This window comes from Streptomyces sp. ISL-100, from assembly GCF_018614615.1.
In the GTDB taxonomy this organism is placed as follows: Bacteria; Actinomycetota; Actinomycetes; order Streptomycetales; family Streptomycetaceae; genus Streptomyces.
The window spans coordinates 2,501-12,525 of record NZ_JAGGOK010000089.1; the positions used below are offsets into that span (position 1 = coordinate 2,501).

Sequence of the window (10,025 nt, forward strand, 5' to 3'; positions counted from 1 at the left end):
TCGGCGGTCCGCGTTCCCGTCACCGCCGACATCGAGGGCGGTTACGCCGACAGCCCGGACGGCGTCGGGAAGACCGTTGAGGGTGTGCTGGCCGCCGGCGCCGTAGGCGTCAATATCGAGGACGCCCTCCACACCGGCCCCGGCCTTCTGCGCGCCGCGGCGGAGCAGGGCGAGTTCCTGGCCGCTGCCCGCGCCGCCGCGGACTCCGCGGGCGTTCCGCTGTTCATCAACGCTCGCATCGACACGTATCTCCGCTCGGTCGGCGATCCCGCCACCCGTCTGCGGGAAACGCTGGATCGGGCATCGGTCTATGTCGCGGCCGGGGCCGACGGAATCTTTGTTCCTGGTGTGAGCGATACCGAGACCGTGACCGCCCTGGCGGCAGGGCTGACCGTTCCGCTGAACGTGATGGCCGGCCCCGGGTCCCCGTCCGTCGCCGAGTTCGGCAAGCTCGGGGTGGCCCGCGTCAGCCTTGGGTCCGCCGTGGCTCAGGCCGCCTTTGCCACTGTGCGCCGATCGGCCCAGGAACTGTTCAGCACCGGGACGTACACCGCGCTGGCTGACGCGGTCGACTACAGCGAGCTGAACGCGCTTCTGCAACGCCGCTGAGGCGGGAAGGCGCTGGGTGGGGGGCTGCGGGGCCGTATGGGCTCAAGTTCACGTTCACTCCGCTGCCAGGTCGGCGGCCAGCAGGTCCATGAGCAGGCCGTCGTGCCAGGTTCCGTCCGGGCCGCGCTCGTATTCGCGCATGATGCCGACAGGGCGGAAGCCGACCTTGGTGTAGCAGCGGATTGCGGCGGCGTTGTCGGCGGCCGGGTCGATCACGATCCGGTGATGGCCGAGGTCGGTGATCAGGTGGCGGGCGAGCGTGCGCACGGCGTCCGTGCCCAGGCCGCGGCCGTGCACCTCGGGGTCGAGGTAGATGTCGATGTTGGCGTGGCGGTAGTCCGGATCCTGCTCGGCGCCCCACTGGATGGCGCCGGCCGTACGTCCGGCGTACTCGATCACCAGGGTGGTGACGTCAGAGGCGGCGAGGTCGTCGGTGACCGCCGCCACCAGGTCGTCGCCGCCACGCCAGATCGCGCGCACCTCGGGTCTGGCGCGGATCCCGGCCAGCAGGGGAATGTCGCCCGCCGTGGGCGGGCGAAGCACGACCTGGGCGCCGTGCAGCGTCTTTGGCGTCTTTGGCTTTCGCATGCGCGGCACGCTAGCGCGATGGGTTCACAGACGTGGTGCGACCATGTCAGGTCTTGTCGGCCGGCTCGGCGGCGTGCCACACGGTGGTGACGTTGCAGAACTCGCGGATGCCGTGCCCCGACAGTTCCCTCCCGTAGCCGGACCGCTTGACTCCGCCGAAGGGCAGTGCGGGGTGGGAGGCGGTCATACCGTTGACGAAGACGCCGCCCGCTTGCAGGTCCCGGACGAACCGCTCGACTTCCCCTTCGTCGCGCGTCCACACATTGGAGCTCAGCCCGAAGGGTGAGTCGTTGGCGAGGGTCACCGCCTCGTCCACGTCGGAGACCCGGTAGACCGTGGCCACAGGGCCGAAGGCCTCATCGCGGTGGATGCGCATGGTGTTGGTGACGCCGGTGAGAACGGTGGGCTCGTAGAACCAGCCCTTGTCCTGCTCCTCGGGCCGCCGCGCCCCGCACTGTGCCGTGGCGCCGCGGTGCAGGGCGTCGTCGACGAGCTGTTCGAGGTCGGTACGTCCCTGTTCGCTCGCCAGCGGTCCTACGTCGGTGGATTCCCGCATCGGGTCGCCGACGGTCAGTTCCCGCATTCCGGTGGTGAAGCGCTCACAGAAGTCGTCGTAGACGTCGGTGTGGACGATGAAGCGCTTGGCGGCGATGCACGACTGGCCGTTGTTCTGCACCCGGGCGGTGACCGCTGTCCGGGCGGCCCGCTCGATGTCGGCCGACGGCATGACCACGAACGGGTCGCTGCCGCCGAGCTCCAGAACGGTCCGCTTCACCTCGTCACCCGCGACTGAGGCGACGGAGCGCCCGGCCGGCTCGCTTCCCGTGAGCGTCGCGGCGGCCACCCTGGGGTCGCGCAGGATGCCCTCGACCGCTCCGGATCCGATGAGCAGCGTCTGAAAGCACCCTTCGAGGAAGCCCGCGCGGCGGAAGAGGTCCTCCAGGTAGAGAGCGGTCTGCGGAACGTTCGACGCGTGCTTGAGGAGGCCTACGTTGCCGGCCATGAGTGCGGGGGCGGCGAAGCGTACGACCTGCCAGAGCGGGAAGTTCCACGGCATCACTGCCAGGACGACACCGAGGGGGCGGTAGCGGACGATCGCCCGGGAGGCCCCTGAGTCCGTCACGTCGTCGGCCGAGGGGTACTCGTCGGCGAGCAGTTCCCGGGCGTTCTCGGCGTACCAGCGCATCGCCTTCGCGCATTTCGCCGCCTCCGCGCGGGCCGCTGTGATCGGCTTGCCCATTTCGGTGGTCACGGTGCGGGCGATGTCCTGCCGGTCCTCGTCCAGCAGGTCCGCGGCGCGGTTCAGGAGTTCGGCCCGCCGGTCGAAGCCGGTGGTGCGGTACTGCGCGAAGGCGGTCGCGGCGAGTGCCAGGCGCCGTTCGATCTCTTCGGCTCCGAGCGCGTCGAATGTCTTGAGCGTCTCTCCGGTGGCGGGATTCACCGTGGCAATGGGCATGCTGCCGTCCTCCTCGGACTCGGTCATTTCGACACTTGCGCGGTACGGGCGGTCCCGCAACGCGGACGGCACTCCGTTTGCTTCACCTGTCAGGTTGAAGTCCGGCCGGATGCGGCGGGCGTACGGAACGCACCGGGGAACGCTCCTGGGACTCCCTCGCACCGTTCCCGGGAACTGAGGGCGGGAGGTGGTTGTTGCAATGCGTACTGCTGCGGGTGTGGGCGTGGGTGTGTTCGCGGGTCTGGCATGCCTGGCTCTCTCCGGCTGTTCTTCCGTCAGTGCGCGGGAGGACGCCGCGGCATCAGCGGCCTTGCGTTTCGAGGAGAACCTGCGTGGCGGGCAGGCCCTTCTCGGGTGCGACGGCCTGGCTCCCGGTACCCGTGAGGAGCTGGAGGAAACGGCCAAGTCTCTGTGCCCCCCGGCCCTGGAGGAGCTGGAGCTGCCGTCGGCGGGTGAGCTGCGCCGGGTGGACGTGTACGGGAGGCAAGCCCGTGTCGTGCTCGACTCCGACACCCTGTTCCTGTCCTCGTTCCCGGACGGCTGGAAGGTCGTCGCGGCCGGCTGCGAGCCCCAGCCCGAGCCCGAGCTTCCGTACCAGTGCGATCTGAAGAGCGGGTGAGACAGTGCGGCTGATGTTCACGCTGTGCCTTCTCGTGGTGTTCGGCGGCCTGGCCTACGCCATCGCGCTCGGGTTGATGCACCGATGAGCGCGCTCCCCCGCTTCGTACGGGAAAACAGCCTGACCCTGGCGTTCGGCATCGGGTTTCTGCTCAGCCTCATCGGCCAGGCCATCGCGGGTCACGCCGATTTCAACAACCGGCTGATCGCGGAGAACCTGCACCCCTTCAGCTTCTGGAGCTACCTCGGAACGTCCGATTTCGCGGTGGACGTGACCGAGAACTGGCAGTCCGAGTTCCTTCAGTTCTTCCTCTACGTCTTCGGCACGGTGTGGCTGCTGCAACGCGGCTCACCGGAGTCGAAGGTCATGCACAAGGCAGGGCTGGAAACCGATGAGGCGCAGAAGGTCGGCCGCCACGCCACGGAGGACTCTCCCCGGTGGGCTGCCGCCGACGGGCTTCGGCAGTCGCTCTACTCCCGCTCCCTCGGCATCGTCATGTGCCTGATCTTCCTGCTGTCGTGGCTGGCCCAGTCGGTCACGGGGGGCGTCGCCTGCAACGAGGAGCACCTGCGCGGTCTGCAGGCGCCGATCAGCTGGGGGGCGTACCTGAGCTCCGGCGACTTCTGGAGCCGCACGCTGCAGAACTGGCAGTCGGAGCTGCTCGCGGTGGCGGCGATGGCCATCCTCTCGGTCTACCTGCGCCAGCGCGGTTCACCGGAGTCCAAGCCCGTCGGTTCCGCTCACACCTCCACCGGCGTCGAGGGCTGACCGGGCCCAGCTTCGCCCGCCATGTCCGCCGTTAAGGGGACCGCAGAAGGGGAAGCCGAGGAGCATGGCTGCTGAGCGCCTGACCATCGATGAGTCGTACTGGATGGCTACCGCCCCCGGCACCACCCGCTATCCGCCCCCGGGCACGGACCTGACGGCGGATGTCGCCGTCATCGGCGGCGGCATCGCCGGCCTGTGCACCGCCTGGGAGCTGGTCCGGGCCGGCCTGGACGTCGTACTCCTGGAGGCGGACAGGATCGCGGCCGGGGTGACGGGGTACACCACGGCCAAGCTGACGGCGCTGCACGGTCTTGGGTACGCCCGGCTGGAGGCGACGCACGGCGCCGACAACGCCGGGCTGTACGCGCTCTCGCAGCAGGACGCGGTCGAGCGTACGGCGGCGCTATGCGACGGCCTGGGCATCGACGCCGACCTGGAGCGCGCCGCCGCGTTCACGTATCTGGAGGATCCGCGGCGGGCTGGTGAGCTCAGGGATGAGGCCGAGGCCGCCCGGCGGGCCGGCCTCGACGCGTCGTTCGTGACCGAAACGGAGCTGCCCTTCCCGGTGGCCGGGGCGGTGCGGGTGGAGGGGCAGGCGCAGTTCCACCCGCGCAAGTTTCTGCTGGCTCTGGCGGAGCGGATCACCGGTGCGGGAGGACGCGTCCATGAGCGCACCCGCGTGACCGGGCTCCATGACGGCGCGCGGTGCCGGGTGTCGACCGAGAGCGGGGTCACGGTCGAGGCGCGCGACGCGGTCATCGCGACGCATTACCCGGTCTTCGACCGCACGCTGCTGTTCACGCGCCTGAAGCCGAGGCGGGAGCTGGTGATCGCGGCGCCGGTGCGTTCCGGTGACGCGCCGGCGGGCATGTACCTGAGCCCGGCGGACCGGGTCCGTTCGGTGCGCAGTGCGCCTTACGACGACGGGCGACGGCTGCTCATCGTCACGGGTGAGACATTCGAACCGGGCGCCGGCGGCGTACGGGAACGGTTCGCTCGCCTGGACGCATGGGCGCGCGAGCGGCTGCCGGGTTTCGCCGAGGCCGACACGGTGTATTGCTGGTCTGCGCAGGACAACGATTCGAGCGACCATCTGCCGTACGTGGGACACGCGCACCCGGGCACTCAGCATGTGTTCGTGGCGACGGGCTTCGGCGGCTGGGGCATGAGCAACGGTGTGATGGCGGGCCGCCTGCTCACGGCCCACATCGCGGGCGGGCCCCGTCCCGCGTGGACGGATCTGTACGATCCGCGGCGGCTGCCGCAGGTGCGGGAGACCGCTGAAGTGGCGAGGTTCCAGACCGCTGTCGCGCGGCACTTCGTGGGCGACCGTCTGCACACCGGTCACGTCGACTCGGTGGACGAGATCCCGCCGGGCAGCGGCGCGGTCGTCCGTCTGGAGGGAAACCGCTGCGCCGTGTACCGCGACGAGTCGGGCGAGGCCCACGTCGTCTCGGCGCGTTGTACGCACCTGGGGTGCCTGGTGCACTTCAACGACGCAGAGAAGGTCTGGGAATGCCCTTGTCACGGCTCGCGCTTCGGCCCGGACGGTGCGATTCTGCACGGCCCCGCCACCCGGCCTCTGGAATCTCGCGACTGAGGCGGGTCACACCGCCGGGTCAGGACTCGAGAGAGCGCTTGAGCTCGGACTTGTTCATCGACGAGCGTCCGTGGATGTTGCGGCGCTTCGCCTCCGCGTACAGCTGGTCGTACGTCTCTCCCCCGCCCCCGCCGCCCGATCGCTGCCCGCCGCGCTGCGACGATGACTTGCCCTGGGTCGAGCTCTTGCTCGCCGGCTTCGACTCGCCGGAGCGCGCTCGTTCCTTGTTGACGGTCCGCGCGGCCATTTCCTTGGCCCGCTTGGTGCCTGCGCCGCGCTCTTCAGCGCTTTCCTTGATGTGCTCGTACTGACGTTCCCGCTTGGAGCTCGAACCCCTGGGCATTGCTACTCCTTCGAACGTATATCAGTGGTTGGCTGCCTTGGAATGCGCAGCTTCCGCCCACCCTGCGTCCGGTGCTGCCCGTCCGCAAACGCAGCACCGGGTCACTCCCATTGGGCCTGATCGCCAACCCGGGCCGGGACAAACGCCGGTAAGGACGTTCCGGTCCGAATCGGTGCACGGCGAGTACCCTCCGAGCACGGGAACAGACACACAATTCCATGATCGACGGCCTGCTCCGGGTGTTCACGCGGTTCGCCAGTACGGCCCCCCGGGGGCAGGATGGACATACGAAACTGGCCTCACATGCCCCCATTCGACCAGGACACGTGGAAATGGAAACGACGGCCACCGGTAGAACATCAAGCCACGAGATCTACGGCGCTCCGTGCTGGATCACTCTGATGGCACGCGAGCTGGAGCCCGCCCAGGCCTTCTACGGAGCGGTTCTCGGCTGGGAATTCAGACGGGCCGGCCTCGGTCGCGGGTTCAGTATCGCGCTGCTCGACGGCGAACCCGTCGCCGGAATAGGTTCACTCGACAGCGCTCTGCGAGCGCCTGTCACGTGGACGCCCTACTTCGCTGTCGCCAGTGTGGACGAAACCGCGAGCCGGATCCGCGAGCGCAGCGCCACCGTCGCCGTGGGTCCTCTGCGGTTCGCCACCGGCCGCGGGGCGATTGCGGCGGACCGTGACGGGGCCGTCTTCGGCATCTGGGAAGGACAGCTCTTCTCCGACTGGCACGTCTGGCGCAAGAACGCACCCGTGTGGCTGCGCCTGCGTACCCGGGACGCGTTCGACGCGGCGATCTTCTACGGCCAGGTCCTCCAGTGGGCCACCGGGCGCCCCGGCTGCTGCGAGGTCGAGTACCAGGAGGACGAGGTCGTACTGCTCCAGGACGGACAGATCCTGGCGCGGCTGAGCTCGGGTGCCGTCGACACGGCGCCCGATCCGCTGATCCAGCCCCGGTGGCACGCCCACTTCCCCGTACCCGACGTCGAAGCCACCGTGCAGGCGGCGCTCCGCCACGGTGGCTCCGCCCTCGGGCACGGCCCCACCCCCTACGGCATGGAAACGACGCTTCGCGACCCGGACGGCGCGATCTTCACCGTCACCAGCGCAGGGCCCGGATAAGCCGAGCAGGAAGGTGCACCTGTGCGCGGTCACTCACAAGACGGCCCTCAGCCCGGCAACCGGCCCGAGCCGACCGGTCTGCGGCTGACGACGGGGAGAGTGGGGAGAGCGGTGGACAGCGGGCCCCTCGAACCACTCCCCGCGGCGGCGCGCGGCAGCGCCTGGCCGCTGCCACCGGACCGCACGCAGGCCATCCTGGAGGCCACCAAGCATGTGGCCTCCAGGCTCAAGAGCGCCGGGTACCCGTTCGCACTCGTGGGGAGCGTCGCGGCGTACGCCCACGGCGTGCCCGCCAGCTTCCAGCACGACGCCGACTTCTGCATCCTGCGCGAGGACGCGGAGGCTGTGACCGAGGCGCTGGAGGCAGCGGGGGTCGAGGTGCGCGTCCCGCCGGAGGACTGGCTGATCAAGGCGCACAGCCACGGCGAGGAGATCGACCTGATCTTCGAACTGGCCCGGCAGCCGGTAACCAGGGAGCTGCTGAGCCGGGCGCAGACCCTTCCGGTCGACTCGGTTCACATGCCCGTGCTGTCCCCCACCGATCTCATGAGCAGCCAGCTCCATGCCTTCTCGGAGCACCACTGCGACTTCGGCGCCGTACTGCCCATCGCGCGGACGCTGCGGGAGAAGATCGACTGGGACCGCCTGCGCCGCGAGCACCAGGACTCACCCATGCCGGACGCGTTTCTCTACCTTCTGGAGCGTCTGCACGTCATCGAACCACGGGAGGCTGGGCCGTGAACGACACATCCGCCGCCGAGTACCGCATCGCCCATCTTCAGGAGCATCTGGCGAGCGGGGATTACGCCGAGATGGGCGTACGGATAGAGCTGCGCGGAAACAGCGTCCTGATCGCCGGCACCGTCTCCAGCGCCGCGTGCCGGGACGAGATCCTGCGCATGGCCGAGGACGAACTGGCCGGACTCCCGCTGCATGAGGATCTGGTCGTGGTCTCCGCGACCGCCCCCGACCACCCTGAGGAGCTTGCGTGATCCGGATCGCTGCCGTCGGCGACATTCATCTGGGCCTGGACAGCGCCGGGGTGCTCCGGCCCGCGTTCGAAACGATCAAGGGCTCCGCGGACGTGCTGCTGCTCGCGGGAGACCTGACGCGGCACGGCACGGCCGCGGAGGCGCGGGTGGTCGCCCAGGAGGTGGCCGGACTCGGCGTGCCGGTGGTGGCCGTCCTGGGCAACCACGACTACCACAGCGACCAGCAGGCCGAGGTGACGGATGTGCTCGGCGAGGCCGGCGTGACCGTGCTGGAGGGGCAGGGGACCGTACTGGACGTCGGCGGGGTACGGGTCGGCGTCGCCGGGACCAAGGGCTTTGGCGGGGGGTTCGCGGGCCGCAGCGGTGGCGAGTTCGGCGAACCGGTGATGAAGGAGTTCATCCGGTACTCGCGGCGGTGCGCGGAGGGCCTGCGGCGTTCGCTGGACGAGCTGAAGGAGCGCGGTTGCGCCGTACGCATCGCACTGACCCACTTCGCGCCCGTCCCGGACACCCTGGCGGGCGAGCCTCCGGAGATCTTTCCCTTTCTGGGCAGCTATCTGCTGGCCGAGGCGATGGACGAGTCCGGGGCCGATCTCGCCGTCCACGGCCACGCGCATCTGGGCACCGAGCACGGGATGACCAGCGGCGGGGTGCGGGTGCGCAATGTCGCCCAGCCGGTGATCGGCCGCGCCTTCGCCGTGTACCACCTGGCGGTCCACACGGCGGCGGGCACGGCGGCCGACAGCGTTCCTGTCGCGGCCGAATAGCTCGCTCTCCCAAAGCCCCCGGGAAACGGAAAAGGCCGTATCGGATTGCTCCGATACGACCTCCGACCTGCGAATAAACGCTGGTCGGGACGACAGGATTTGAACCTGCGACCCCTTGACCCCCAGGAGTAGGGGTCATCCCTTTTGTCTGCACATACGGCCAGAATTCAGGGTGCACAGCGTGCGGTGCCGCGTATGCCGTTCAGGTGCGCGGACACCATCTGGTCCCCAACTGGTCCCCATGGGGGATGTCCGTGACGCGCGCATCCAAGGGCCGCTGCCGGGTCAAGAGGCCGGCTCGCCAGGGCCCGTCACGGCGTGAGACCTTTCGGCCTTGCGCCTGAGTCCGCGGATGGTGCCCTGCCATTGCCAGGAATCGCTGCTGCACCACTGTTGCTCGTCGACCGGCTGCCAGGCCGCCAGTTCCGCCAGGTGGGTGATCACCGTGGAGATGTCGGTGTCCGGGGTTCCGCTCGTGCCGTCGAGTCGCCGTTTGATGTCGTGCAAGCGGTGAGCCGCACGGTAGTAGGCCAGCTGGGAGTCGATGAGCCTGCGTATGGCGTAGCCACCACACTTGCTGCACCAGTCGAAGTCGGTGCGGGCGGCCATGAGGTCGGCGACGGTGATGAGGTCGTCGTCGGCCACAACGGCGCGTTCGTGGGCGTGCCGGCACAGCGGTGAATGGCCCTTGCCCTCGACCAGAGGGTTGGCGTTGGTGGTGTAGAGCTGTACTGCGGCCAAGGGACCCAACGGGAGGCCGCTGCCGCTTCGCCACCGGTCGCTGCTGGGCTGCCGGAAAGGCGCGAGGTCGAGGTGGTCCTCCATGAGCAGGCCGTGCCATACCGCCACCGGCAGCCCGCCGAGCCGGTCGGCGTCCAGGCTCCGCAGATCGTGCGCACTGCGCGCCAGGGCAAGCAGGCGCAAATTCAGATCCCGGTCTTCGGTGCCGTAGGTATGGCGGAGGGTCCGGCGTCCGCCCTCGGCAAGACCCAGACCTGCACCGAAATGCGGATCGTGGACGCCCTGGCCGGAACCGGGCCGCTGAGCATCACGCACCTCGGGCTCGGGACTGCTTTCCGGCCCGTCCGGGCCGATCACGCTTCCGGGCAGGTCGGAGGCTCCTGCGATGAGGACGCCTAGAAGGCTCGTGAAG

11 protein-coding genes and 1 pseudogene (1 of these 12 cut by a window edge) are annotated in these 10,025 nt (G+C 69.3%); 8 read left to right on the forward strand and 4 right to left on the reverse strand.

Annotation, left to right across the window (positions count from 1 at the left end; translation table 11 throughout):
* On the forward strand, window positions 1-609 hold the 3' portion of the coding sequence (locus J7E89_RS34065) for an isocitrate lyase/phosphoenolpyruvate mutase family protein (protein ID WP_214979273.1). The gene continues 225 nt to the left of window position 1, outside the view; the window shows 609 of its 834 coding nt (coding positions 226-834); the start codon falls outside the window, past its left edge; the stop codon is at window positions 607-609.
* A gap of 54 nt (window positions 610-663) precedes the next feature.
* Here J7E89_RS34065 and J7E89_RS34070 read toward each other — a convergent pair whose 3' ends face one another.
* Together J7E89_RS34070 and J7E89_RS34075 are read right to left on the reverse strand one after the other, a co-directional pair.
* Window positions 664-1,197 (reverse strand): GNAT family N-acetyltransferase, encoded by a 534-nt coding sequence (locus J7E89_RS34070; protein ID WP_214979275.1) that lies wholly within the window; start codon window positions 1,195-1,197, stop codon window positions 664-666.
* A 46-nt stretch (window positions 1,198-1,243) separates the two neighbouring features.
* The gene (locus J7E89_RS34075) at window positions 1,244-2,653 is read right to left on the reverse strand and encodes an NADP-dependent succinic semialdehyde dehydrogenase (RefSeq protein WP_214979277.1); all 1,410 of its coding nucleotides are present in this window, start codon (window positions 2,651-2,653) and stop codon (window positions 1,244-1,246) included.
* Between the two features lie 199 nt (window positions 2,654-2,852).
* On the opposite strand from J7E89_RS34075, the gene J7E89_RS34080 reads away from it, so the two are divergent.
* The 3 genes from J7E89_RS34080 to J7E89_RS34090 all read left to right on the forward strand — a co-directional run bounded on the left by J7E89_RS34080 (window position 2,853) and on the right by J7E89_RS34090 (window position 5,640).
* Window positions 2,853-3,272 (forward strand): hypothetical protein, encoded by a 420-nt coding sequence (locus tag J7E89_RS34080; RefSeq protein ID WP_214979279.1) that lies wholly within the window; start codon window positions 2,853-2,855, stop codon window positions 3,270-3,272.
* 84 nt (window positions 3,273-3,356) lie between these two features.
* Complete coding sequence (locus tag J7E89_RS34085; protein ID WP_214979281.1) at window positions 3,357-4,040, forward strand: DUF6766 family protein; 684 nt, start codon at window positions 3,357-3,359, stop codon at window positions 4,038-4,040.
* 64 nt (window positions 4,041-4,104) lie between these two features.
* Entirely contained in the window at window positions 4,105-5,640 is a 1,536-nt protein-coding gene (locus J7E89_RS34090) for an FAD-dependent oxidoreductase (RefSeq protein WP_214979283.1), read from the forward strand.
* Window positions 5,641-5,659: 19 nt separating this feature from the next.
* Here the strand turns inward: J7E89_RS34090 and J7E89_RS34095 are convergent, their stop codons facing one another.
* Window positions 5,660-5,983: a plasmid stabilization protein gene (locus J7E89_RS34095; protein WP_214979285.1), complete on the reverse strand. Its 324-nt coding sequence runs from the start codon at window positions 5,981-5,983 to the stop codon at window positions 5,660-5,662.
* A 401-nt stretch (window positions 5,984-6,384) separates the two neighbouring features.
* Here J7E89_RS34095 and J7E89_RS34100 point away from each other — a divergent pair, with 401 nt between their 5' ends.
* The 4 genes from J7E89_RS34100 (at window position 6,385) to J7E89_RS34115 (ending at window position 8,872) form a co-directional block, all read left to right on the forward strand.
* The gene (locus tag J7E89_RS34100) at window positions 6,385-7,113 is read left to right on the forward strand and encodes a VOC family protein (RefSeq protein ID WP_251061461.1); all 729 of its coding nucleotides are present in this window, start codon (window positions 6,385-6,387) and stop codon (window positions 7,111-7,113) included.
* A gap of 111 nt (window positions 7,114-7,224) precedes the next feature.
* Entirely contained in the window at window positions 7,225-7,854 is a 630-nt protein-coding gene (locus J7E89_RS34105; RefSeq protein WP_308315692.1) for a nucleotidyltransferase family protein, read from the forward strand.
* Complete coding sequence (locus J7E89_RS34110; RefSeq protein ID WP_214979288.1) at window positions 7,851-8,105, forward strand: hypothetical protein; 255 nt, start codon at window positions 7,851-7,853, stop codon at window positions 8,103-8,105. Before J7E89_RS34105 ends, J7E89_RS34110 begins: the two co-directional genes overlap by 4 nt.
* A complete protein-coding gene (locus tag J7E89_RS34115) occupies window positions 8,102-8,872 on the forward strand; it encodes a metallophosphoesterase (protein WP_214979290.1) in 771 nt (256 codons plus the stop codon). The genes J7E89_RS34110 and J7E89_RS34115 overlap by 4 nt, the downstream gene beginning before the upstream one ends.
* Before the next feature lie 285 nt (window positions 8,873-9,157).
* Here the strand turns inward: J7E89_RS34115 and J7E89_RS34120 are convergent.
* Window positions 9,158-10,025 (reverse strand): annotated as a pseudogene (locus tag J7E89_RS34120) (hypothetical protein); the annotation flags it as partial.